Annotated in this window: 23 protein-coding genes; 9 read left to right on the forward strand and 14 right to left on the reverse strand. The window is 53.7% G+C overall.

Annotated elements, in window-relative coordinates; genetic code table 11:
• Nucleotides 1-82: 82 nt before the first annotated feature.
• From araD to yiaK, 10 genes are all read right to left on the reverse strand, one after another.
• Nucleotides 83-778 carry an L-ribulose-5-phosphate 4-epimerase gene (araD, locus tag ACLJZ5_RS10020; RefSeq protein ID WP_000893168.1) on the reverse strand — a complete coding sequence of 232 codons (696 nt, stop codon included), beginning with the start codon at nt 776-778 and terminating at the stop codon, nt 83-85.
• Nucleotides 772-1,632 (reverse strand): L-ribulose-5-phosphate 3-epimerase, encoded by an 861-nt coding sequence (locus tag ACLJZ5_RS10025; protein ID WP_001528309.1) that lies wholly within the window; start codon nt 1,630-1,632, stop codon nt 772-774. The genes araD and ACLJZ5_RS10025 overlap by 7 nt, the downstream gene beginning before the upstream one ends.
• Nucleotides 1,625-2,287: a 3-keto-L-gulonate-6-phosphate decarboxylase UlaD gene (gene ulaD / locus ACLJZ5_RS10030; protein ID WP_023181759.1), complete on the reverse strand. Its 663-nt coding sequence runs from the start codon at nt 2,285-2,287 to the stop codon at nt 1,625-1,627. The genes ACLJZ5_RS10025 and ulaD overlap by 8 nt, the downstream gene beginning before the upstream one ends.
• Nucleotides 2,284-3,780, reverse strand: coding sequence for an FGGY-family carbohydrate kinase (locus ACLJZ5_RS10035; protein WP_024798278.1), 1,497 nt, complete (start codon nt 3,778-3,780; stop codon nt 2,284-2,286). The genes ulaD and ACLJZ5_RS10035 overlap by 4 nt, the downstream gene beginning before the upstream one ends.
• Before the next feature lie 3 nt (nt 3,781-3,783).
• Nucleotides 3,784-4,770: a 2,3-diketo-L-gulonate TRAP transporter substrate-binding protein YiaO gene (gene yiaO, locus ACLJZ5_RS10040; RefSeq protein ID WP_000766337.1), complete on the reverse strand. Its 987-nt coding sequence runs from the start codon at nt 4,768-4,770 to the stop codon at nt 3,784-3,786.
• An 11-nt stretch (nt 4,771-4,781) separates the two neighbouring features.
• Nucleotides 4,782-6,059 (reverse strand): 2,3-diketo-L-gulonate TRAP transporter large permease YiaN, encoded by a 1,278-nt coding sequence (yiaN, locus tag ACLJZ5_RS10045; RefSeq protein WP_000301828.1) that lies wholly within the window; start codon nt 6,057-6,059, stop codon nt 4,782-4,784.
• 2 nt (nt 6,060-6,061) lie between these two features.
• Entirely contained in the window at nt 6,062-6,535 is a 474-nt protein-coding gene (gene yiaM / locus ACLJZ5_RS10050) for a 2,3-diketo-L-gulonate TRAP transporter small permease YiaM (protein ID WP_000832316.1), read from the reverse strand.
• Nucleotides 6,536-6,663: 128 nt separating this feature from the next.
• Complete coding sequence (locus ACLJZ5_RS10055; RefSeq protein ID WP_024798279.1) at nt 6,664-7,605, reverse strand: DUF4862 family protein; 942 nt, start codon at nt 7,603-7,605, stop codon at nt 6,664-6,666.
• Between the two features lie 23 nt (nt 7,606-7,628).
• The gene (locus ACLJZ5_RS10060; protein WP_024798280.1) at nt 7,629-8,093 is read right to left on the reverse strand and encodes a YhcH/YjgK/YiaL family protein; all 465 of its coding nucleotides are present in this window, start codon (nt 8,091-8,093) and stop codon (nt 7,629-7,631) included.
• Nucleotides 8,094-8,104: 11 nt separating this feature from the next.
• Nucleotides 8,105-9,103, reverse strand: a complete 999-nt coding sequence (yiaK, locus tag ACLJZ5_RS10065) for a 3-dehydro-L-gulonate 2-dehydrogenase (protein WP_000869009.1) — start codon at nt 9,101-9,103, stop codon at nt 8,105-8,107.
• 229 nt (nt 9,104-9,332) lie between these two features.
• Here yiaK and yiaJ point away from each other — a divergent pair, with 229 nt between their 5' ends.
• Entirely contained in the window at nt 9,333-10,133 is an 801-nt protein-coding gene (yiaJ, locus tag ACLJZ5_RS10070; protein ID WP_000081340.1) for an IclR family transcriptional regulator YiaJ, read from the forward strand.
• A 116-nt stretch (nt 10,134-10,249) separates the two neighbouring features.
• Nucleotides 10,250-10,723 carry a 4Fe-4S dicluster domain-containing protein gene (locus ACLJZ5_RS10075; protein ID WP_001078825.1) on the forward strand — a complete coding sequence of 158 codons (474 nt, stop codon included), beginning with the start codon at nt 10,250-10,252 and terminating at the stop codon, nt 10,721-10,723.
• 36 nt (nt 10,724-10,759) lie between these two features.
• On the opposite strand, the gene avtA is transcribed toward ACLJZ5_RS10075, so the two are convergent.
• Nucleotides 10,760-12,010, reverse strand: a complete 1,251-nt coding sequence (gene avtA / locus ACLJZ5_RS10080) for a valine--pyruvate transaminase (RefSeq protein WP_024798281.1) — start codon at nt 12,008-12,010, stop codon at nt 10,760-10,762.
• Nucleotides 12,011-12,183: 173 nt separating this feature from the next.
• Nucleotides 12,184-14,211, reverse strand: coding sequence for an alpha-amylase (locus tag ACLJZ5_RS10085; RefSeq protein ID WP_024798282.1), 2,028 nt, complete (start codon nt 14,209-14,211; stop codon nt 12,184-12,186).
• A gap of 315 nt (nt 14,212-14,526) precedes the next feature.
• On the opposite strand from ACLJZ5_RS10085, the gene ACLJZ5_RS10090 reads away from it, so the two are divergent.
• The gene (locus ACLJZ5_RS10090; RefSeq protein ID WP_001575119.1) at nt 14,527-15,351 is read left to right on the forward strand and encodes a protein bax; all 825 of its coding nucleotides are present in this window, start codon (nt 14,527-14,529) and stop codon (nt 15,349-15,351) included.
• Nucleotides 15,352-15,411: 60 nt separating this feature from the next.
• Here the strand turns inward: ACLJZ5_RS10090 and xylR are convergent, their stop codons facing one another.
• On the reverse strand, nt 15,412-16,590 hold the full coding sequence (xylR, locus tag ACLJZ5_RS10095; protein ID WP_000459824.1) for a D-xylose utilization transcriptional activator XylR: 1,179 nt from the start codon (nt 16,588-16,590) through the stop codon (nt 15,412-15,414).
• A gap of 362 nt (nt 16,591-16,952) precedes the next feature.
• Between xylR and xylA the strand changes: the two genes are divergently transcribed.
• The 3 genes from xylA (at nt 16,953) to ACLJZ5_RS10110 (ending at nt 20,357) form a co-directional block, all read left to right on the forward strand.
• The gene (gene xylA, locus ACLJZ5_RS10100) at nt 16,953-18,275 is read left to right on the forward strand and encodes a xylose isomerase (RefSeq protein WP_001149561.1); all 1,323 of its coding nucleotides are present in this window, start codon (nt 16,953-16,955) and stop codon (nt 18,273-18,275) included.
• A gap of 99 nt (nt 18,276-18,374) precedes the next feature.
• Nucleotides 18,375-19,829 carry a xylulokinase gene (xylB, locus tag ACLJZ5_RS10105; protein ID WP_024798283.1) on the forward strand — a complete coding sequence of 485 codons (1,455 nt, stop codon included), beginning with the start codon at nt 18,375-18,377 and terminating at the stop codon, nt 19,827-19,829.
• A gap of 174 nt (nt 19,830-20,003) precedes the next feature.
• Nucleotides 20,004-20,357, forward strand: a complete 354-nt coding sequence (locus ACLJZ5_RS10110; protein WP_001635944.1) for a YiaA/YiaB family protein — start codon at nt 20,004-20,006, stop codon at nt 20,355-20,357.
• Nucleotides 20,358-20,379: 22 nt separating this feature from the next.
• On the opposite strand, the gene ACLJZ5_RS10115 is transcribed toward ACLJZ5_RS10110, so the two are convergent.
• Nucleotides 20,380-21,375, reverse strand: a complete 996-nt coding sequence (locus tag ACLJZ5_RS10115; RefSeq protein WP_024798284.1) for an acyltransferase — start codon at nt 21,373-21,375, stop codon at nt 20,380-20,382.
• A 165-nt stretch (nt 21,376-21,540) separates the two neighbouring features.
• On the opposite strand from ACLJZ5_RS10115, the gene ACLJZ5_RS10120 reads away from it, so the two are divergent.
• The 3 genes from ACLJZ5_RS10120 to glyS all read left to right on the forward strand — a co-directional run bounded on the left by ACLJZ5_RS10120 (nt 21,541) and on the right by glyS (nt 24,972).
• The gene (locus ACLJZ5_RS10120; protein ID WP_000605592.1) at nt 21,541-21,843 is read left to right on the forward strand and encodes a YsaB family lipoprotein; all 303 of its coding nucleotides are present in this window, start codon (nt 21,541-21,543) and stop codon (nt 21,841-21,843) included.
• A 138-nt stretch (nt 21,844-21,981) separates the two neighbouring features.
• Nucleotides 21,982-22,893 (forward strand): glycine--tRNA ligase subunit alpha, encoded by a 912-nt coding sequence (gene glyQ, locus ACLJZ5_RS10125; protein WP_001168551.1) that lies wholly within the window; start codon nt 21,982-21,984, stop codon nt 22,891-22,893.
• A 9-nt stretch (nt 22,894-22,902) separates the two neighbouring features.
• Nucleotides 22,903-24,972 carry a glycine--tRNA ligase subunit beta gene (gene glyS / locus ACLJZ5_RS10130; protein ID WP_024798285.1) on the forward strand — a complete coding sequence of 690 codons (2,070 nt, stop codon included), beginning with the start codon at nt 22,903-22,905 and terminating at the stop codon, nt 24,970-24,972.

Raw genomic sequence — 24,972 nt, forward strand, 5'->3', positions numbered from 1 at the left:
TCATCACAACGTATTGATATTGCAAATCTTGTAGGTCGGATAAGGCGCAGCCGCCATCTGACACAGGCTGTGGCTGCCGGCATTACTGCCCGTAATAGGCATTCGCGCCGTGTTTACGCAGATAGTGTTTATCGAGCAGTTCAGGCTGCATATCCGGTAGCTGCGGGGCCAGCTGGCGCGAGAACAGCCCCATATAGGCACACTCCTCAAGCACCACGGCGTTGTGGACGGCATCGGCGGCATTTTTACCCCAGGCAAACGGGCCGTGTGAATGAACTAATACCGCCGGGATTTGTGCCGGATCCAGACCGCGCTCTTCAAAGGTTTTAATAATCACCTCGCCGGTCTGATACTCGTACTCGCCGTTAATTTCCTCAACGGTCATCAGCCGGGTACAGGGGATCGCGCCATAGAAATAGTCGGCGTGGGTGGTGCCCCAGGCGGGCAGGTCGAGCCCGGCCTGCGACCAGATCGTCGCATGGCGGGAATGGGTATGCACGATCCCGCCGATCTGCGGATAGCGGCGATAGAGCGCCAGATGGGTCGCGGTATCGGACGACGGTTTTTTGTTGCCTTCAACGACCTTGCCGTTGGCGATCTCTACCACCACCATATCGTCGGCGGTCATCACCTCATATTCAACGCCGGAAGGCTTGATGACCATCAGTTTGCGCGTCTCATCGACCGCGCTGACGTTGCCCCAGGTAAAGGTGACCAGCCCGTGCGCCGGAAGCGCCAGGTTGGCCGCCAGCACCTCGGCTTTCAGTTGCTCTAACATGTGAAACCTCCTTCCTGCATCCGTGATTCAATCCAGCGGCGGGCCTGGATAATTTCCAGCACCGGCTCGCTGGCTTTCTCTGTCCACATCTCAATCAGAAATGAACCGCGATAATTCAGCTCATGCAGCGTTTTGAAGATGCCAACAAAATCAACGCACCCTTCGCCAAACGGCACGTCGCGGAACTGGCCGGGGCTGTCACCGGTCACTGGCAGCGTGTCTTTCAGGTGGATAGCGGCGATACGGTCGATACCCAGCTTCAGCTCGGCGGTCACGTCGTTCCCCCAGGCGCTGAGGTTGCCGACGTCTGGATAAACGGTGAACCACGGTGACGAAAGCATCTCGTCCCACTTTTTCCACTTGCTGATGGAGTTCATAAACGCGGTATCCATGATCTCCACCGCCAGCATGACCTGCGCCGCTGCGGCCTGTTCCACCGCCCACGCCAGCCCTTCGGCGAAACGTTGCTGGGTGCCTTCGTCGTGCTCTTCGTAATAGACGTCGTAACCTGCCAACTGGATGGTGCGGATCCCCAGGTCGCGCGCCAGGCGAATGGCTTTGGTCATGATTTCACGCGCCCGCTCGCGTACCGCTTCGTCGCGGCTGCCAAAAGGGAAACGGCGATGGGCGGAGAGACACATTGACGGGATAGCGACGCCGCTTTCCAGCATCGCGTTCACCAGCGATGCGCGTTGGGCTGGCGTCCACTCCAGGCGAGAAAGGCGTTCATCCGTTTCGTCCACCGACATCTCAACAAAATCAAAACCGCAGCTTTTTGCCAGCACCAACCGCTCCGGCCAACTGAGATCTTTCGCCAGTGCTTTTTCATAGATCCCTAATGGATGATTACGCATGCTTTTCTCCCCAGATGGCGTCAATTTGGGCGTGGAATTCGGCGGCGACCTGCGCCGGATGGGCGGCACCTGCCAGCGCACGTCCGGCGATAAATGCCTTAACGTTAACGTCGCGGAACAGCGGCAGATCCGCTGGGGTAATGCCGCCGGTAATCGATAGTTCAAGGCCGATGTCGGACAACGCTTTCATACGCGTCAGGTCCGCTTCGCCCCACTGCTGCCCGCTGGCCTGCGCATCGCGTCCGCGGTGGTAAATCGCCTGGCGAACCCCGACGCGATACCAGTCTCGGGCGTCGTCCAGCGTCCAGTTGCCGAACAGTTCCATTTGAATTTCACCGCCGCAGGATTGCGCGACGGCATGGCCTTTCTCGACGGTCGCGAGCGGCGCGGCGCAGATGATAGTCATCCAGTTAGCGCCAGCGCTAAAAGCCTGCTGCGCCAGGGTTTCACCGGCATCGGCCACTTTCCAGTCGGCGACGATGATTTTTTCCGGGCACTGTGCTCGCAGGGCTTTCACCGCGCTAAGGCCTTCGGTTAAACAAAGGATGGTTCCGGCCTCAACGATATCGACATGATCCTGTAGCAGGGCGACATCGCGCTGGGCTGCTTCCAGGCTGGTGTGGTCGAGCGCCAGTTGCAGTAATGGTCGGCTCATAATGCGTGCTCCTTAATACGGGCGTGATAGCCCTGTAGTGCTTCAATCAAATCCTGGTATTGGCGGTATTTGCGCTGGTAGAGGGCGTGTGCGGTCATGTCCGGCAGCAGCGTGCGCACCGGGTGCTGCAGGTCGCGTTGGGCCTCGCGGAAATCGCGATATACGCCGGTGCCGACGCGGGCAGCCAGCGCCGCGCCGAAGCAGCCGGTCTCCTCCACCTGCGGCAGTTCAATGCGTAAACCGCTGACGTCCGCCAGCATCTGCATCCAGACGTCGGAGTGGGCCGGGCCGCCGGTAACGCGCAGGGCGCAAACGTCGGTAAAACGTTCACGCATGCGGTTGAGGTGGGTCATATGGCTGAAGATCACGCCTTCATAGAGCGCCTGTAGCAGGTGCGCGCGGTTGTGCAGCGCCTGCATGCCGTAAAAGCCGCAGGTCATCTCCAGCCCGGCATTGCTGCCATAGAGAAACGGGAGAAAAAAAAGGTCGCTACCGGCTTTCGGCAGGCTGGCAACCGCCTGGTTGATCTCATCAAAAGAGAGGTCGCCCCACTGGGCGGTGAACCATTCAAGGTTGCCGGAAGAGGTCGGGCTGGCTTCGTGAACGATATACTGCCCGTCATTGACGTAGCGGCCATAGACGTAAGGATGGGCCTCATGGTCGCGCAGACCGTGAGCGATGCCGCTGGTGACGGCCCAGGTACCCATCACTGCATTGAGGGTCGATTCATCCTCAATACCGGCGCAAAGGGCGGTGGAAACCACATCAAACAGGCCGCCGACGACGGGGGTACCCGCCGCCAGACCGGTTATGGCGGCCGCCTGAGCGGTGATCTCCCCGCATATTTCGGCTGAACCCACCACGGGGGGCAGCGCGCTGTCGATTTCACTGATGCCCAGCCACTCGGTCAGACGCGGGTCGTACTGGCCCGTCGCCATGTTGTAGAGGTTGGACTCGGAGATATTGCTTTCTTCACAGCCCTTCACGCCGGTTAAGCACCAGCGCAGATAGTCATGCGTCATCATGACGCAGCCTATCTGCGCGTAGCGCTGCGGCTCATTCTCTTTTACCCAGCGTAAAAGGGAGACTGGATGCCCGGTCCACAGGGTTTGCCGGGTCAGCGGGTAGAGTTTTTGCGGAACCGCTTCTTTTTGCCAGCGCTGGACAATTTCCATGGCGCGACGGTCGGAAGAGAGTATCGCTTTACCTAATGGCCGATCGCTTTTATCTAACAGGAACAGGCCCTTACCCTGAGCGGAAATACCCAGACCGCGGATTTGTGAGCCGCTCACCCCCGTGTGCGTCAGCAGTTTGCTGATGACCGAGCCGCACTGTTGCCACAGTTCGGTCATATCGCGTTCAACCCAGCCTGGCTGCGGGCTTAAAGCGTGCAGCGGCAGGCGTTGCACCGCTACTTCCCGGCCTGCGCCATCGTACAACCCGGCTTTTAGCCAACTCCCACCACAATCTAACCCCAGCCAGTAGTTGCTCATGACTTATTGCACCTCGTCCACGGCTTTCAGGAGATCGGCGCCCTGCGGGTTGTCTTTCAGGAACATATCGCGCACCTGGCTGCCCAGCGCATCGCTGAAGGCTTTACGGTCGATATCGGTCAGGACTTCAACTCCGGCTTCTTTCATGCCATCGATAATTTTTTGCTGATCTTCGGCGACCAGTTTGCGCTGATAGTCACCCGCTTCTTTGGCGGAACTCAGCAGTGCCTCCTGGAACTGCGGGCTTAAAGCGTCGAATTTAGCTTTATTGATCACCAGCAGCAGAGGCGAATAGGCGTGATGAGTGAGGGAGAGGTATTTCTGTACCTCATAGAATTTCGCTGACCACACGACGTTGATAGGGTGTTCTTGGGCATCAATCGTACGGGTTTCGAGGCCGGTATAGACTTCGGAGAATGGCATCGGAATAGGGTTCGCGCCGAAGATTTTAAAGGCCGCGATATTCATTGGGCTGTTGTTAGTGCGGATTTTTAAGCCTTTCAAATCGCCCGGCGTTTTTACCGGCGCGCGGGAGTTGGTGACGTCGCGCCAACCGTTTTCCCAGTAGGCGAGGACTTTTAACCCTTTTGAATCGAGTGATTTTTTCAGTTCATCGCCGACTTTGCCGTCGAGCGTTTTATGCGCATGCGCGGTATCGCGAAACAGGAAGGGGACATCAAGTAAGTTGAATACAGGGGCCAGACCGGTGAAATTGTTCGAACCGGACATTTCCATATCAATGGTTCCGCCGCGCACCCCGCTGATCATTGCCTGGGCGTTACCTAATGTGCTGTCAGGAAAGAGTTTTAGCGTTAATTCGCCGTTAGTTTTTTCTTTTAATAGTTCGTTAAATTTTTTCGCGGCAATATGTTGGGAGTCAGTTTGCGGTGTTTCATAACCAAAACGTAAAGATTGCGCCGCCAGAGACGACACGCTGAAAACCGTCAGACCAGCTATCAATAATGAACGAGCAATAACGTGTAATTTCATAATATTATCCTTTAATTAATCCATTTAAGCGGTGTGATAATTAGCTCGGGAATAAAAATAAATAAAACCAGCAGCGACATCAGTACGACAACGTAAGGGAATACGCCTCTTACCGCGTCATCAAATTTCAATTTTGCTACCCCGGAAATAACGTTGAGGACGTTGCCAACGGGCGGTGTGATTAATCCAATAGAGCAGTTAATAATGAACATGACGCCGAAATAAATCGGGTCAATATTGGCTTCTTTAACTAATGGCAATAATACAGGGGTAAGAATTAACACCGTTGGCGTTAAATCCATCACCATACCGACGACCATAATTGAGATCATAATGACGATAAATAAGAGTCGCGGAGAGTCGACCAGCGGCTGCAGCAAATCTGACACCATCATGGGTAATTCCGCGATCGTAATCAGCCAGGCGGATACCTGGGCCGCGGCCACCAGAAACATGACGACTGACGTCGTTTTGGCGGCATTGACCAGCACGTGGTAGAGACTGGAAAACGTTAATTCCCGATAGATAACAACAGCGACAAAGAGGGCGTAAAACGCGGCAACCGCCCCTGCCTCCGTTGGCGTGAAAAGTCCGGAACGGAAGCCGCCGATAATAATCACCGGTAAAAACAGCGCCCAGATACCTGAAACCAATGATTGCCAGATTTCACGCGGTGTTGCTTTGGGCTGAGAAGGGAGATTTAATCGCCCGGCCTGCCACCACCAGGTGAGCATAAGCGCCGCGCCCATCATGATGCCCGGTGCGATCCCGGCCATAAACAGCTTGCTGATCGACAAGCCGCTGGAAACGCCGAAGATAATAAAAGGAATCGAGGGCGGAATAATTGGCGCAATGATCCCGCCGGAAGCGATTAACCCAACGGAGCGGTTGATCGGATAGTTTGCGGAGCGCATCATCGGCACCAGCAGCGCGGCGACCGCAGCGGTATCTGCTACCGCAGAGCCGGAAAGGCTGGCCATAATCATTGCCGCAATAACGCCCACGTAGCCCAGGCCGCCGGGCTTATGGCCGACCAGCTTCATCGGCAGGTCGACAATTCGCTTTGACAGGCCGCCCGCGTTCATGATTTCACCGGCCAAAACAAAAAAGGGAATGGCCAGCAGGGAGAAACTGTCCGCGCCGTTAACCAGGGTTTGCGCCATAATCTGCACGTCAAACATATCCAGGTATGTCATCAGAGCAGCGCCGCAAAGCAGCAGCGACCAGGCGATGGGTAAACCTATCGCGATCCCGCCGAGCAGGCAGCAGAGAAATATCACCACGGCCATGATTAGGCTCCTTGCTGTGGTTGTTGAAAGGAATCGTTACGCGTTATTAAGTGATAAAGCCGACGCAGCTCGATTAACGCGATGGCAACGCTTGTGGGCAGACAGGCGATATACATCAGGCCGATCGGTAAACCGAGGATTGGCGAGTGATCGCTCCAGTCCTGCAACGCTTTTTGCAGGCTGCCCCAGCCTAATGCGAGGCATAACAATAAAATCAGCGAATGTGTCAGCAGCGAGAGTCGACGCTGATTCGCTGGCGAAAGTTTTTCCACCACAAAAGTGACCTGAACGTGAGCGTTATCCATAAATGCAACGATGGCGCCAATAAACGTCAGCCATACAAATAGATAACGTGATAGTTCATCTACCGACAAAATACTGCTCTCAAAACCGTAACGTAAAATAACGTTAATAAATACAATGCAGGAAAGTACGGCAATTAATACCGCAAGTATGCCCTCAAGTACCCGCTTCATAACGACTCCATCAGGTTATAGAAACTTATTTCTTTCGATGCTGAATAGTGGAACTTAATTTCTTATGTTTGGTTTATATTAGGTCGGCGCAACGTTGAGTTGCAGGCCGAGAATTAAGGTGATGATGTTTAATTCAGGTTAGCGGCGTGTGGCCTTTTCATCATGTTAATACCATCGCGTAATATATTGATGCGGTGATTAATATCGGCGCTGGCATTGATTTCCAACAATTTAATACCGGTAAACTGCAACAGATCGGGAGCTGCGGCGGTAATGAGTTCTTTAACATGTTTCTCCGTCATCAGGCTTTGTGGACAGAAAGGTGCAAACGGAGCATGGAGGTCCTGCCATTCGCCGTATTCTCCGCTTTGTGTCGTGCCGGAGAACATCAGCGCACCGAGTTTTCCAGCCTGTTTGGCCTGCTGCGTGTGGATCAGCGGTAGAGAGGTATCCCGCCCTTCAATAGCCGAGCGCGCCCAGTTAATGCAGACGCTTATGTCATAGTCGGCAATAGTTTCCAGTACGTTTACCAACGGTAAGAATCCTTTGCGCGGTGCGGGGCCGGTCATCGCGTCGCAGTGTTCAAGCACCAGGTCGCAGGACCAGTCCCAGTTGGCAATCTCTTTTAATGAGCGCGCAAAGGCATCGGTTGCCTGCGCTACGTTCGGATTGCCCGCCAGCGGAGCGGCATGAAGCTCAAGGGCTATGACTTTGCCGGGGGTTTTCGCATTGAGTTTATTTATCTTCTGATAAAGATGACGGTAGTATTCCACGCAGGCTTTACGCTGTTCCTCGTCACTGGACGCTAATCCAAAACCGCCGTTTTCGCTACGGCGGCGCATGGTTTCCATTATCGCGGTGACCACGATTTGCCAGTTCCCTGGTGTATGGCGCAATAACCACTCGTCGCCGAGCGGGTGAAGATGTTCAAGACAAGGCTGCTCCAGCCCCCGGATATCCGGAGTATCAGAGAGTTGCCGCCAGAATTCCGTCTCTTCCTCTTCACTCTTCTGGTGAAATGAGGGTGCACAAGGGTACGCACCGATAATATAACCGGTATTATTTTTCATTTTGTGCTCCAGTAAACTCTATTTTATAAAACGTCTATGGCGACTTTTACGACTATTTTCCGTATCGGCGTAGCAATGCTTTTATTACAACCTGGACGATGAACATCCTGCGGGAAAAACAGGGCATAACTTCCCGGTATCATTTCAATGAATGATTCATGTTCACTGTCGTGATAAAAAATAATATCGCGCTGTTCTAATAATGACTCGCTGATTTGATTATCACCGGTATCAATGGCAACCCCAATTTTCTCTTCGCCCCATGCCAGAAACTGAATATCCAGATAGCGGCGATGAACCTCCGGACGATTTTCAGCAGCATCGCGGGTAGTCATATCGATAATCTGCGCGAAGATATTTTGGCCGTCGATTTCCACTACGCCGGGTTCCAGCGTGCGAAAGTCCGTATTGCGCAGGAAATCGAGCGCCTGCTCTATGGCCGACGGTAACCGGCACGGATTAGGCTGCGCGATATGTCCAAAAATCATGATGTGGCTCCTTACAGCGCCTGAATTTTAGCCCAGACGCTGTCGTCAACGGTGATACCGTGACGGCGGTTGTCATCCAGCAGTTTGGTAAATTCGTGGCCGGGCAGCCGGATAGCGACGTTGTCGTCGGCGCGTTCAGCGGTGGTGATGAAATCCATAATCCGCTGCAGTTTGGCATCGCGGGTTGCGCCATCGATCAGCTTATCCACTTCTATGGCGATGAAAATCTGCGAGACGCCATATTCATCGCTGTTTTCCTGTGTCACTTCGGCAACGGAAGAGCCGTTGGAAAGCAGGGTGGCAATCATGTCCAGCACAATCGACAGACCAGATCCTTTCCAGTAACCCATTGGTAAAATGCGGCGATTTTTCTCGATAACGCCCGGTTCTTTGGTCAACTGACCGTTATCGTCGAAACCGCCGTCCACCGGCAGTTCGCGGCCCGCCAGACGGTTAACCTCCAGCATGCCGTAGGAGAACATCGACATCGACATATCTACCATCGTGATCGGCGTAGACGGGATGGCGACGATCAGCGGATTGGTACCGATACGACACTCTTTCGCGCCCCACGGCGGCATGACGGCGATGGAGTTGGTCCAGCAAATGCCGATATAGCCTTTTTCCGCCGCCTGCCAGCCGTAGCTGCCGCCGCGCATCCAGTGGTTAGCATTACGTAACGCCACCAGGCCAATACCATGATCGGAAGCCAGCTCGATGGCCCGGTCCATCATCTTTTTCGCCGTCAGGTTGCCGATAGCGCGCTGAGCATCCCACTGTTCGATGGCGCCGAGGCTGGTAACCCGCTGCGGTTTAGCATCAGGAATAATGTCGCCGTTATCTAGTTGCTGAATGAAGCGGGGAAAGCGGTTCACGCCGTGGGAATAGACACCGGACTCAGTGGTGCGAGCGAACATTTCCGCGCAGGCGTCGGCGGTATCTTCCGCAATATTCCGCGACCGCAAGACGCGGTAGAAGGCCCCTTTTAACTCTTCGAAAGTTACTTTCATCCCTGTTCTCCTGGTCGATTGTTAGAAATTTTAGTATGTTTTTTTGTCGATAAATTTCATAATACGAAATGTAGTTCCAAATATATAGATCAAAAATTGACATGGCAACGCCAGAGAAGGTTTTTAAAAACGATTAAAATCATCGGGTTATGTTTTTTATGCTGATATCGTGAACTGCAACACACTTTGAGCTACCATCTGATCGCCCAAGAAAGGAGAGAGTTTTCTGATGAGCCAGAACAACGATAAAGAGAAGCCTGCGGGGAGTCAGAGCCTGTTTCGTGGCCTGATGTTGATAGAAATTTTGAGTAACTACCCGAACGGTTGCCCACTGGCGCACCTGTCGGAGCTGGCGGGGTTGAACAAGAGCACCGTCCATCGTTTGTTGCAGGGGCTTCAATCCTGCGGATACGTGACGCCAGCGCCGGCGGCCGGGAGCTACCGTCTGACGACAAAGTTTATTGCCGTCGGCCAAAAAGCCCTGTCATCGCTGAATATCATCCACGTTGCGGCACCGCACCTTGAGGCGCTCAACCTGACCACCGGCGAGACGGTGAATTTTTCCAGCCGTGAAGATGATCACGCTATCCTGATTTATAAGCTGGAACCGACCACCGGTATGCTGCGCACGCGCGCCTACATTGGCCAGCATATGCCGCTGTACTGCTCGGCGATGGGGAAAATTTATATGGCGTTTGGTCAGCCGGATTATGTGGCGTCTTACTGGGAAAGCCATAAAGATCAGATCCAGCCGCTGACTCGTAATACCATTACCGATTTACCAGCAATGTACGATGAGCTGGCGCAAATTCGTGAAACCAGCATGGCAATGGATCGCGAAGAAAATGAACTGGGCGTTTCCTGTATTGCTGTGCCTGTGTTTGATATTCACCATCGAGTGCCTTACGCCATTTCTATTTCACTGTCGACGTCACGGCTAAAACAGATCGGCGAGAAAAATCTGCTCAAACCGTTGCGTGAAACCGCACAGGCTATCTCTAATGAGCTGGGATTTACCGTTCGCGAATAAGACAGCTCGCCAGGTTTTATCAGGCATCTGACAAAATTTGTCCGTTTGCGTAGTGGGATCAAAGCGGCGGGGAATGGCTCTCTGGCATTCTGGCGTTTTAACGCAGGGGGAGAACAATGAACCGGTTTATTATGGCGGATGCGTCGGCGTGTATCGGGTGTCGTACCTGCGAGGTCGCCTGCGTGGTGTCGCACCAGAAACAGCAGAATAGCGCGGCGGTGACGACGGCGGACTTTGTGCCGCGTATCCGGGTGATAAAAGAAGATAGCTTCACCACGGCCACGGTCTGCCATCAGTGTGAGGACGCGCCGTGCGCGAATGTCTGCCCGGTACGGGCGATTCGCCGTGATCGGGGGCATATCTTCGTGACGCCATCGCGCTGCATTGGTTGTAAAAGCTGTATGCTGGCTTGCCCGTTTGGCGCGATGACCGTGGTGGCGTCCACGTCAGGCGCGCAGGCGATTAAATGCGATCTTTGCTGGCATCGGGAAGCGGGGCCGGCGTGCGTGGAAGCCTGCCCGACCAGTGCGTTACAGTGCGTTGACGCAGCACACGTGCAGCGCCAGCGCCTCTATTCTCAACCTTTCTGAATGTCGTTCCGGCCTGCATGATGGCCGGAATAGCCGTCAGCCTTCACGCCAGGCGCGTTCTATCTCTTCTGCCAGAATTTTTACGCCCGCCTCGATTTTGTCCGGTTCAGGCACGTAGTTCATCCGCATACACTGGTGTGTGTGCGGCCAGGGTTTATCCAGCCCGGGAAAGAAATAGTGGCCCGGCACCATCAGCACGCCGCGCGCTTTCAAGCGTTGATAGAGTAGCTCGGTGGTAATCGGCAGATCTTTAAACCACAGCCACAAAAATATTGCGCCTTCCGGTTTATGAATCAGGCAGCGTTCTTCGGATAAATAGCGACGAATGATCGCGATAGTCTGTTGAACGCGCTGATAGTAGAAAGGTTTGATAACCGTTTCCGACAGCCGCAGCAGATCGTTACGCTTAATCATTTCGCACATCATCGCCGGACCCATGCCGCCGGGCGCAAGGCTGATAATGCCGTTCATGTTGGCAATGGCGGTAATCGTCTTATCATTGGCGATGATAATCCCGCAGCGGGAACCGGGCAGCCCCAGCTTTGAGAGGCTCATGCATAGGATAATATTGGGGTTCCACAGCGGGCGCGCCTCGCTAAAGATAATGCTAGGAAACGGCACGCCGTAAGCGTTATCAATCACCAGTGGGATGTTGTGCTGATTCGCCAGTCTGTCCAGCTTCATCAGCTCTTCGTCGGTGATAACGTTACCGGTTGGGTTGGTCGGGCGCGAGACGCAAATCATCCCCGTTTCTTCGCCGATGTGCAGATGCTCAAAATCGACGTGATACTTAAACTGGCCTTCCGGCAGCAGCTCAATATTTGGGCGCGCCGAAACGAAGAGGTCGTCTTCCAGACCGGAATCCGCATAGCCGATGTATTCCGGCGCAAGCGGGAATAGTACCTTTTTCGTACTGCCGTCGGCGCGACGTCCGGCGAAGAGATTAAATAAGTAGAAAAACGCGCTTTGACTGCCATTTGTCAGCGCAATATTCTGTGGTTCGATATCCCATCCCAGCGTTTCACGTAGCAGTACGGCCAGTGCATTCAGTAGCGCTGTTTTTCCCTGGGGACCGTCATAATTACAAAGCGCATCAGCGGCTTTGCCGCTTTCTACCATCTCTGTCAGTAGCGTCTGGAAATAATCCTGCATTGCAGGGATGTGTGCCGGGTTACCGCCGCCAAGCATGATAGCGCCTGGCGTGCGTAAGCCGTCGTTGAGATCCTCCATCAGGCGGGTAATGCCTGAATGGCGGGTAAATTTATCGCCGAAAAGTGAAAATGTCATAACGGGTGATCTATCGAACTGTCTGTCAAAGTGGATAACCATAACGCTACAAATGGCGGGGCGCAAATGGGGGTCAGGCGGTAGTGTTGATGTTTTATGCTACAAATTTTTATCAGGTTAGTTTTTTATTTTGAAGGGGCTACCGGTACGCGAGGAGACCGGTAGCGCCACGATTAGCGGCGGCCCGCCCAGACGACCATCACCGTATCGTCGCCGTACTGGCGTACAAAACCGTACCCGTGTTTTAGCGTCAGCGTGGTTTGTTGGCCTGCGCCGATGGCGGGATGTCTGGCGCGGAACTGGCTAATACGCTGCCAGTGCGCGACGGCTGCGGCTGACTTTCCGCTCACGTCCTGCCAGTTCATATCTGAACGGGTGCCTTGCAGCGGGTCGGAGCCGGTGGGGCCGAAGGGACGAGCGGATTCATCGCCGTAAAAGATCTGCACCGCGCCCGGCGAAAGCAGCAGCAGTTCCGCCGCCTTATCACCGCCCTCACGGAAAAGGCGCGTATCATGCGAGGAGAGGTAACTTAATACGTTGAAATCCTGCATTTTATCCGCCATCTGCTGCCAGACTGGCCCCATTTCCGCCAGGCAATCGACCGCTTTCGCCGCCTGCTCCTGATAATCAAAATTGATCATCGCGTCGAAACCATAGCGATAATAATCACTTTTCATGACGCCGTGGCCCCACGCTTCGCCAGTCATCCAGAACGGGCTATCATCCAGCGCTTTGTCCGGATTGGCCTGCTTCCATTCATGTAACGCCGCGCTGGCCTGGGTTTTTAGCTGTTGCCAGGCAGGAAGCTCAACATTTTTGGCCGTATCGACCCGGAACCCGTCAATGCCGTAATCATGCACCCACTGGCTTAACCAGTGAGTCAGATAATCCCGTGGCGTATAGCCCTCAATGAACTTTGCTTTAGTATCGGATTTGTTGGCATAGAACGCGGGTAGGCCGGAAGGCGTGGTAGATTCCGTTTTTATATCCGGCAGGAAGGCCAGCGACAGGGTTAAATCGTCAAATCCCGGACTGTCGTAGTCGCCAATATCGGTACGAATCCACTTTTTTCCCCACCATTTTTCCCAGGCGGCGCTGTCGCTGAAGTTGATGTAGTCGTTAAAGCTGTGCCAGCTTTGTCCGGCGGCGGGTCGCCAGTTTGTCCAGCGATCGCCGAGAATTTTTTGCCGTTCCGCGCCGGATAAATAGAGCGCGCCGAACTGATACTCCTGCATATCCGCCAGCGTGGCGTAACCGGCATGATTCATTACTACGTCAAATAAAATACGGATGCCGCGCTGGTGCGCGCCGTCGACCAGCGCGCGGAGATCGGCTTCGCTGCCCATATTGGCATCCAGCGTCGTCCAGTCCTGAGTGTAATAGCCGTGATAGGCGTAATGAGGAAAATCGCCTTTTGTTCCGCCGCCGACCCAGCCGTGGATCTGTTCAAACGGCGAGCTTATCCACAAGGCGTTCACGCCTAATTGCTGTAGATAGTCCAGTTGACTCGTCAACCCGCGCAAATCGCCGCCGTGGAAAGTGCCAATCTCTTGCATACCATCCTTATGGCGACCATAGCTGTGGTCGTTGGTTGCATCGCCATTGCGAAAGCGATCCGTAAGCACAAAATAAACGGTGGCGTTGCGCCAGTTAAAAGGCGCTGATGCATGGGTTTCCGCGCGTTCCAGCAATAAAAGCCCGTGGCTGTCGGCAGGTTGCAGCGTGATTTGCCCGTTTTGGACGGTATCGGTTTGACCACTGTAATAATCGCGCACTACCGTCCCTTCCGGAAAGGTTTGGCGAACATCCAGCGTGAGCGGCGAACCATCCCAGACGGGACACTGGTAGGCGAGCTGCGCGGTGCGCTCAGGTTCAGTTTTTATCGATAACAACAGGGTCGGCGTACCGGAGCGGGTATCTACCGTTATCGTATAGTCGCCATCTTTAAACAAACGCCATTGCGGCGGCGCGCCTTCGCAGGGTTTTAACGACAACATCTGGTTGAGTTTTATGGCGCCGGAGGGCTGCCAGCACTGCTGGTCAATATGGAGCGTTAACGCGCGTGTACCTTTTGTTAATGCAGCATGGCTGGTAAAGCGCTCGGTTTCCTGCGTCGAGAACGTCGGAAAACCGGGAGAGGTCCATGATGAGGCGATCGCGATACCGGGTATCAGCGTCAGAGCGAAGGCGGCAAGTTTCATCACGCTATCCTTTGTGGGCAATATTCATCAGCTTGCCTGGTTTTTAGGCGAATGAACTCCTCCTCAGCAGAGAGTCGCGCAGGAGGAGGCGCGAGGGTGAGCGACGAGGCGCAAAAAAACGCCTCTATTTGCGATAAGCACCACATTTTATTGGCATTATTGCTGCCTGTTATCGTTAATAGTTGACATAGTTTCGGATTAAGACTATTCCCTGAGGTGCTTTTTAAGCCTATTTTTGCTAGAATTTGGGGTTCAAACCTTAACTTCGTGAAAAATAAAAGGTGTTGGAATGTATCAATCCGACCAGGAGACCTAATGATATTGACTCCCATGCGACGATATGGGGCAATGATTCTTATGTTACTCACCATCGCATTTTCGGGTGAGGTGCTGGCAAAGACGCACGCAACACAAACGAGTCAAAAGTCCCACATAACTGAGACAAGTTATAAACAGGTTAGCAGTAAACAAGAGTATTCTCGCAATAGTGCAAAGAGCAGTTCACTTCCTGATTTGCGAAAATACCCTTCCGGAACCCCCAGAAAAAAAGCGTTTCTCCGGACCGTTATGCCTTACATCACCAGCCAAAATGCCGCGATTACCGCGGACCGTAATTGGCTGATCTCAAAACAGTACCAGAACCGCTGGTCGCCGTCTGAACGCGCGCGTATGAAAGATATCGCGAAGCGCTATAAAGTGAGCTGGTCCGGCAACACGCGTCGTATTCCGTGGAATACGTTGCTGGAGCGCGTCGACATTATCCCAACCAGCATGGTGGCGACGATGGCGGCGGCGGAAAGCGGCTGGGGAACCTCTAAACTGGCGCGTAGTAACAATAACCTGTTCGGCATGAAGTGCACGAAAGGGCGTTGTACCAATACGCCGGGTAAGGTGAAAGGTTACTCGCAATTCGCGTCGGTTGAGGAGTCGGTGAGCGCGTATGTCGCCAACCTGAACACGCATCCGGCTTATTCTTCTTTCCGCAAGTCGCGCGCCCAACTGCGTAAGGCGGATCAGGAAGTCACCGCCACGGCGATGATTCATAAGCTGAAGGGTTACTCTACCCAGGGGTCGCGCTATAACAACTACTTGTTCGCGATGTACCAGGACAACCAGCGTCTGATCGCCGCGCATATGTAATTCTGTGTGCCGGATGGCGCTACGCTATCCGGCTTACAAGGCGTCTGTAGGCTGGATAAACTACAACAACGCTTCACTATGCTGGTCGCGATACTCCTTAGGCGTAGTGACGTACTCCTTTTTAAACACCGAATAGAAATATTGCAGCGACGGGTAGCCGCACATTTGCGAAATTTCGTTTATCGCCAACGTGGTAGAAATCAACAAACTACGCGCTTTTTCCAGCTTTTCGGCGTGGATCAGCGCATGTATCGTCTCGCCAACTTCTTCCTTAAAACGTTTTTCCAGGTTTGAACGTGAAATCCCAACCGCGTCCAGCACCTGCTCGACTTTAATGCCCTTACAGGCATGGTTACGAATAAAGTGCATCGCCTGGATAACCGCCGGATCGGTCAGGGAGCGATAGTCTGTCGAGCGGCGCGCAATGACGCGCACCGGCGGCACCAGAATGCGCTGTAACGGCATCTCTTCGCGCGCCAGCAAACGGTGCAGCAGTTTTGCCGCCTGATAGCCCATTTGCCGCGCCCCCTGCGCGACGGAGGAAAGCGCCACGCGTGACAGATAACGGGTTAACTCTTCGTTATCAATACCGATAACGCAAAGTTTTTCCGGCACCGGAATATGCAGGTGTTCACAGGCCTGCAATACGTGACGGGCGCGGGCATCCGTTACGGCAATAATGCCGGTTTGCGGCGGCAGCGTCTGAAGCCAGTCGGCAAGGCGATTTTGCGCGTGCTGCCAGTTTTCCGGCGCGGTTTCCAGCCCCTGATAGACTACGCCGCGGTATTTTTCCTCGGCGACCAGCTGGCGAAAGGCGTATTCCCGTTCCGCCGCCCAATGTTTGCGGCTGGAGTCGGGCAAACCGTAAAACGCGAAGCGGTTAACGCCTTTTTCTTTTAAATGCAGGAAAGCGCTTTCAACGAGCGCATGATTATCGGTGGCGATGTAATGAACGGCGGGATAATTTTCAGCAAGATGGTAAGAACCGCCGACCCCGACAATGGGTACGTCGACATCGGCCAATAATTGCGCGATATCGTCATCATCGTAATCGGCAATAACGCCGTCGCCTAACCACTCTTTAATGTTATCGATACGGGCACGGAAATCTTCCTCAATAAATATATCCCATTCGGATTGCGAGGCTTGTAAATATTCACCCACCCCCTCCACTACCTGACGGTCATAGGCTTTATTCGCGTTAAATAACAGAGTGATACGGTGACGTTTATCAAACATGAGGATATATCCTGCAAAAGTGAACCTGGACTCATGGATACTATCAAAACGGCTGACATAACGGTCTGGCGAATGATGACAAATTATTTTGCGCCTGAAACGTTATGCGAAATTCATCACAGCAAACGGCGGATGACAATTGTCATTTCTTATCTATATATTACGGTTTTTTGTTTATTTGCCAGGATTCGATCGCGATCGCTTTTTTCTTCTGTGGTTTTCAGCGTTTTTTTGAGAGCCAGAGCACATTTGGGGATTCTCTTAATAGCGGTGTGAAATAACGTAATTGAGCAATAAATCAGGAAATTCCAGTATGACGTTATGTCGTTTACTTGCCGTCTTATCTGATTATGGAGCTCACTATGCAGGCTTATTTTGACCAACTCGATCGTGTTCGCTATGAAGGCCCTCAATCGACTAACCCGCTGGCATTTCGTCATTACAATCCCGACGAGCTGGTTTTAGGTAAACGTATGGAAGATCACCTGCGTTTCGCGGCCTGTTACTGGCATACCTTCTGTTGGAACGGCGCGGATATGTTTGGTGTAGGCGCGTTTAATCGTCCGTGGCAGCAACCGGGCGAAGCGCTGGAGCTGGCGAAACGCAAAGCGGACGTGGCGTTTGAATTTTTCCACAAACTGAATGTGCCTTTTTATTGCTTCCATGACGTGGATGTGTCGCCGGAAGGCGCGTCGTTGAAAGAATATAAAAACAACTTCGCGCAGATGGTGGATGTGCTGGCGGCGAAACAGGAGCAGAGCGGCGTAAAACTGCTGTGGGGAACGGCGAACTGCTTTACCAACCCGCGCTATGGCGCAGGCGCCGCCACTAACCCGGACCCGGAGGTCTTTAGCTGGGCAGCGACGCAAGTGGTTACGGCAATGAACGCCACGCATAAACTGGGCGGCGAAAATTACGTCCTGTGGGGCGGGCGCGAAGGTTATGAAACGTTGCTGAATACCGATCTGCGCCAGGAACGCGAACAGATTGGCCGCTTTATGCAAATGGTGGTCGAGCACAAACATAAAATGGGTTTCCAGGGCACGCTGCTGATTGAACCGAAACCGCAGGAACCGACAAAACATCAGTATGATTATGACGTTGCAACGGTCTATGGCTTCCTCAAACAGTTCGGCCTGGAAAAAGAGATCAAAGTGAACATTGAGGCGAACCACGCGACGCTGGCGGGCCATTCGTTCCACCATGAAATCGCGACCGCTATCGCGCTGGGTATTTTTGGCTCCGTTGACGCCAACCGCGGCGATGCGCAACTGGGCTGGGATACCGATCAGTTCCCGATTAGCGTTGAAGAGAACGCGCTGGTGATGTACGAAATCCTGAAAGCGGGCGGATTCACGACGGGCGGTCTCAACTTCGACGCCAAAGTTCGTCGCCAGAGCACCGATAAATACGATCTGTTCTACGGTCATATCGGCGCGATGGATACGATGGCGTTGTCGCTGAAAATCGCCGCGCGTATGGTTGAAGACGGCGAGCTGGATAAACGCGTGGCGAAGCGCTATGCCGGCTGGAATGGCGAGCTGGGGCAGCAGATTCTGAAAGGACAACTCTCCTTAGGCGAACTGGCGCAGTATGCGGAGCAGCATAATCTGGCGCCAGTACATCAAAGCGGTCATCAGGAGCTGTTAGAAAATCTGGTTAACCGTTATCTGTTTGATAAATAACCCTATCTACCGGGCGACTCCGCGTTAGCCCGGCCTGTAGTCGTGATTAGCCCGGTAAGCGTAGCGCTGCCGGGCGCTTTCAGTAAAGGAACCCACACTATGTATATCGGGATCGATCTTGGTACATCGGGTGTAAAAGCTATCCTGTTGAATGAGCAGGGCGATGTGCTGGCTACGCATACTGAAAAACTGACCGTATCGCGTCCGCATCCCTTATGGTCGGAACAGGAACCAGAGCAGTGGTGGCAGGCGACGGATCGTGCGGTTAAAGGTTTAGGTCGGCAACAGTCGTTAAGTGGCGTCCGGGCGTTGGGCATCGCCGGACAAATGCATGGCGCGACATTGCTTGATAGCCGTCAGCAGGTCCTGCGACCAGCGATTTTATGGAATGACGGACGCTGTAGCGAAGAGTGCGCCTGGCTGGAAAAACAGGTGCCGCAGTCGCGTGCGATAACCGGTAATCTGATGATGCCCGGTTTTACCGCTCCCAAATTAGTCTGGGTGCAGCGCCACGAACCGGATATTTTCCGCCAGATAGACAAAGTTCTGCTGCCGAAAGATTTTCTGCGGCTGCGAATGACGGGCGTCTTTGCCAGCGATATGTCGGATGCGGCGGGAACGATGTGGCTGGACGTGAAAAAGCGCGACTGGAGCGACGTTATGCTCAACGCCTGTCATTTAACCCGACAGCAGATGCCAGCGTTATTTGAAGGTAGTGACATTGCCGGAACGTTGCTGCCAGAGGTAGCCAGCGCATGGGGAATGCCAGCAGTACCTGTGGTGGCGGGCGGCGGCGACAATGCGGCTGGCGCGGTCGGCGTAGGAATGATCGATGCCGGACAGGCGATGCTCTCACTCGGAACATCGGGCGTCTATTTTGCCGTCAGCGACGGCTTTCTGAGTAAACCGGAGAGCGCAGTACACAGTTTTTGCCATGCGCTGCCGGAACGCTGGCATTTAATGTCTGTAATGTTGAGCGCCGCCTCTTGTCTGGACTGGGCGGCTAAACTCACCGGGCAGAAGAACGTCCCGACGCTGATTGCCGCCGCGCAGCTGGCGGATGAGCATACCGATCCGATCTGGTTTTTGCCGTACCTGTCCGGCGAGCGCACGCCGCACAATAATCCGCAGGCAAAAGGCGTTTTCTTTGGTTTAACCCATCAGCATGGCCCGGCGGAACTGGCGCGGGCGGTACTGGAAGGCGTGGGATATGCTCTGGCGGATGGCATGGATGTGGTTCACGCCTGCGGCGTCAAACCCGCCAGCGTGACGCTTATCGGCGGCGGGGCGCGCAGCGAATACTGGCGTCAGATGCTATCTGATATTAGCGGGCTACAGCTTGATTATCGTACTGGCGGCGATGTGGGGCCAGCGCTGGGCGCGGCGCGTCTGGCGCAAATTGCGGTGAATAAACAGACTCCGCTCGCCGATGTATTGCCGCAGTTGCCGCTGGAACAGGCGCATTATCCCGATGCGCAGCGTCATGCGGTTTATCAACAACGTCGTGAAACCTTCCGTCGACTCTATCAGCAGCTGTTGCCGTTGATGTCCTAAGTCAGAATGCCTTTCGGTTTTGGCTGAAAGGCATTTCCCGTAAATATTAATTCTATTGAATTATATCGAAGTAAGTATGTGTGTTTTCTGATTTTTATATTATTGCTGAGCAGGCGCCTTTTTCATCGCTATTTCTTCGCTTAATGTGTCTCACACAACCACAAGGAGAGTGAGATGGACGATCACGTTGCACGCAGGAAACGGATGTTCGGCCTGGGAATGTTAGTTGTCGGTGCAGTGGTATACCTGGTGGGACTGTGGCCAGGCTGTCATACATTAAGCGAAAAGGGATATTTTTTTGCGGCAATCGTCATGTGCGGTTTTCCAGTCTTAATTCGCCAGGAACACACGGGGAATGACCGCTTGCTTTCTCGTTGCAAATCTTTGCTGTTGCTTGGCATCGGCATGGTCGCGGTCGGCGTATTTAACCTGGCGCTGGCGGGCGCGCTGAAAATACTGTGTCTGGTGGCGCTGGGGGTCAGTATATATGGAACCGATCTTTACGCTTCCTACAGTGATGATGAATGATGGCCGGAGCCATCATTATCGTTTAGCTAACCCATTTCCGTTTATCAATACGCTGTAACAGCATGGAAAGTAGCAGGCTTCCTGTCACCGTCGCGGCAAAAACCCACACGATGTCTAACGGCGGCCAACGTTTTAACTCCAGACCATTAGTACGTAGCGCATGGATAATCAGCGCGTGGAAACCATAAATACCCAGCGAGTGGCGGGAGATAAGCCCCAGTCCAGGTAACGTCCGCGCATTCAGCTTATTTTTAACTACCGTGAACAGTGAGACGGCGCAAATAAACACCATGGGACCGCAATACAGATACCAGGTATCGGCAAAATTTCCGCGCCAGCGTAATTCATGCAATGTGCCGCGAGAAATAACAAATACCGCGATGATGAACAGGGCAGTGCAGATAAGCGTCAGCGATGACTTTTGCGTCTCCATCATTCCAATGGCGCGGCCCAGGACACCGTAGAGAATGTAGTAGAACGTGTCGCCGCTGATATACAGATTGATGGGCAACCATTCAACGCCGCCGATTTTTTGCGGCACAGTATTTGGGTTAGCAATAATACCAATGATCACCATCAGCATCAGGAGCATTTTGCCGCTCACGTTTTTTACCTGGATTAATGGCGATACCAGGTAGATCACCGTAATCGCAAAGAAAAACCACAGGTGGTAAAACACGGGTTTTTGCAGCGCATTTTTTAGCGAAAGCTCGACGTTGATCGAAGTAAAAAGTGAAATGTAAGCCAGGGCGACAACGCTGTAAAAGATAAGGCACAGGGCGATACGTAAAAAATGCCGCGGTTGCGCGCAGCGCTCGCCAAAAAAAAGATAGCCTGAAATCATAAAAAACAGGGGAACGCTAACGCGCGAAGCTGAATTCAGGACATTCGCAATATCCCAGTTTAGCGGGCTGACGCTGTGGGCGTTGGTGATGTACCACGTTGTAGTATGGATCATCACTACCATTAAACAGGCGATCCCTCGCAGGTTATCAATCCAGTTAATTTTAGGCTGCATCAGTTCCTCAGCTTCCGTTTGAATAGAGTTCCAGCGCGGTGGCTCACTGGAAAAATCCGACTTTCTACGCTACATCTTGTGATGGCGTAAGGAGATTCGCACAATGTTTCTGTTACCCACAAACCTTAATAATAAGACTGACCAGCAAACCAGACGGTAATAAAAATGATAATGAAGTATTTCTGTACTGTGATGATAGCCATCGCTCTGGTGGGATGCACAGCGACACCGCCACCGACGCAAAAAGCCCAGCAGAGTAAAGTGAGCCCAACACGCACGCTGGATATGGAAGCATTGTGTAAAGCCCAGGCGGCGCAGCGTTACAACACTGGCGCACAGAAAATTGCTGTTACCGGCTTCGAGCAGTTTCAGGGGAGCTATGAGATGCGTGGTAATACCTTCCGTAAAGAGAGTTTTGTCTGCTCTTTTGATGCAGATGGGCAGTTTTTACATCTTTCTATGCGGTAAAAGCCGCGCCTGGTGAGGTGTGATGCCGCGAAATCCGGCAATTTTCGCTAAACAAACCGGTTTCATACTGTATATCTCGCATCCAGCGGGTATACTGGCTCCTTCCTTTAAATCCACACGTATCCAGCACGAAATAATATGCAAAAGTTTGATACCAGGACCTTTCAGGGCTTGATCCTGACCTTACAGGATTACTGGGCTCGCCAGGGCTGCACCATTGTTCAACCATTGGACATGGAAGTCGGCGCGGGAACTTCTCATCCAATGACCTGCCTGCGCGCGCTGGGGCCAGAGCCGATGGCGACTGCCTATGTGCAGCCTTCTCGTCGTCCGACCGATGGCCGCTACGGCGAAAACCCGAACCGCTTACAGCACTACTATCAGTTCCAGGTAGTGATTAAGCCGTCTCCGGACAACATTCAGGAGCTGTACCTCGGTTCTCTGAAAGAGCTGGGTATGGACCCGACCATTCACGACATCCGTTTCGTGGAAGATAACTGGGAGAACCCGACGCTGGGTGCCTGGGGACTCGGCTGGGAAGTGTGGCTGAATGGCATGGAAGTGACGCAGTTCACCTACTTCCAGCAGGTCGGCGGCCTGGAGTGCAAGCCGGTGACCGGTGAAATCACCTACGGTCTGGAACGTCTGGCGATGTATATCCAGGGCGTGGACAGCGTTTACGACCTGGTCTGGAGCGATGGCCCGCTGGGTAAAACCACCTACGGCGACGTGTTCCATCAAAACGAAGTGGAGCAGTCCACCTATAACTTTGAATACGCCGATGTGGATTTCTTATTCACCTGCTTCGAGCAGTATGAGAAAGAAGCCCAGCAGCTACTAGCACTGGAAAACCCGCTGCCGCTGCCGGCCTACGAGCGTATTCTGAAAGCCGCCCATAGCTTCAACCTGCTGGATGCGCGTAAAGCTATCTCCGTCACCGAACGTCAGCGCTACATTTTGCGTATTCGCACCCTGACCAAAGCAGTGGCAGAAGCTTATTATGCTTCCCGTGAAGCCCTCGGCTTCCCGATGTGCAACAAAGACAAGTAAGAGGCGGCCATGTCTGAGAAAACTTTTCTGGTGGAAATCGGCACTGAAGAGCTGCCACCAAAAGCACTGCGCAGTTTGGCTGAGTCCTTTGCTGCGAACTTCACTGCGGAGCTGGATAACGCCGGCCTCGCGCACGGTAACGTTGAATGGTTTGCCGCCCCGCGCCGTCTGGCGCTGAAAGTGGCGAATCTTGCTGAATCGCAGCCCGATCGCGAAGTCGAAAAACGTGGTCCGGCGATTGCCCAGGCGTTCGACGCCGAAGGCAAACCGAGCAAAGCGGCAGAAGGCTGGGCGCGCGGCTGCGGGATCACCGTTGATCAGGCCGAGCGTCTGAAGACCGACAAAGGCGAATGGCTGCTGTATCGCGCCCACGTGAAGGGCGAAAGTACCGAAGCGCTGGTGCCGAACATGGTAGCCACCTCGCTGGCGAAACTACCGATCCCGAAACTGATGCGCTGGGGCGCGTCTGACGTCCACTTCGTGCGTCCGGTGCACACCGTGACCCTGCTGTTGGGCGATAAGGTCATTCCGGCGACCATCCTGGGCATTCAGTCTGACCGCATCATTCGCGGCCATCGCTTTATGGGTGAGCCGGAGTTCACTATCGACAATGCTGACCAGTACCCGCAAATTCTGCTGGAGCGCGGTAAAGTCATTGCGGACTACGAAGCGCGTAAAGCCAAAATCAAAGCGGACGCTGAAGAAGCAGCACGCAAGATTGGCGGTAATGCCGACCTGAGCGAAAGCCTGCTGGAAGAAGTCGCCTCGCTGGTGGAATGGCCGGTGGTATTGACGGCGAAATTCGAAGAGAAATTCCTCGCCGTGCCTGCCGAAGCGCTGGTGTACACCATGAAGGGCGACCAGAAGTATTTCCCGGTTTATGACAACGCGGGCAAGCTGCTGCCGAACTTTATCTTCGTCGCGAATATCGAATCGAAAGATCCGACCCAGATTATCTCCGGTAACGAGAAAGTGGTGCGTCCGCGTCTGGCGGATGCTGAATTCTTCTTCAATACCGACCGTAAAAAACGTCTGGAAGATCATCTGCCGCGTCTGCAAACCGTGCTGTTCCAGCAACAGCTGGGCACGCTGCGCGACAAGACCGACCGTATTCAGGCACTGGCAGGCTGGATTGCCGGTCAGATTGGCGCTGACGTTAACCACGCCACTCGTGCGGGCCTGCTCTCCAAGTGCGACCTGATGACCAACATGGTCTTCGAGTTCACCGACACCCAGGGCGTGATGGGGATGCACTACGCGCGCCATGATGGTGAAGCGGAAGATGTGGCCGTGGCGCTGAACGAGCAGTATCAGCCACGCTTTGCCGGTGATGACCTGCCGTCTAACCCGGTGGCCTGCGCGTTGGCGATCGCTGACAAGATGGATACTCTGGCGGGTATCTTCGGTATCGGTCAGCATCCGAAAGGCGACAAAGACCCGTTTGCGCTGCGTCGTGCCGCGCTGGGCGTGCTGCGTATTATCGTTGAGAAGAACCTGAATCTCGATCTGCAAACGCTGACCGAAGAAGCGGTGCGTCTGTATGGCGACAAGCTGACCAATGCCAACGTAGTCGATGATGTGATCGACTTTATGCTGGGTCGCTTCCGCGCCTGGTATCAGGATGAAGGTTACACCGTCGACACCATCCAGGCGGTACTGGCGCGTCGTCCGACCCGTCCGGCAGATTTCGATGCTCGTATGAAAGCGGTATCGCACTTCCGTACCCTGGAAGAAGCCTCTGCGCTGGCGGCGGCGAACAAGCGCGTCTCCAACATCCTGGCGAAAGCCACTGAGCCGCTGAACGATATCGTCCACGCCTCCGTACTGAAAGAAGCGGCGGAAATTGAGTTGGCCAGACATCTGGTTGTGCTGCGTGATAAGCTTCAGCCGTACTTTGCCGATGGTCGTTATCAGGAAGCGTTGATTGAGCTGGCTGCTCTGCGCGCGCCGGTGGATGAATTCTTCGAAAATGTCATGGTTAACGCGGAAGAGAAAGATATCCGTATCAACCGCCTGACGCTGTTGTCGAAACTACGCGAACTGTTCCTGCAGGTTGCGGATATTTCGTTACTGCAATAA

Origin of the sequence: Salmonella sp. 5800, assembly GCF_046558195.1 — a bacterium.
Classification (GTDB): Bacteria; Pseudomonadota; Gammaproteobacteria; order Enterobacterales; family Enterobacteriaceae; genus Salmonella; species Salmonella enterica.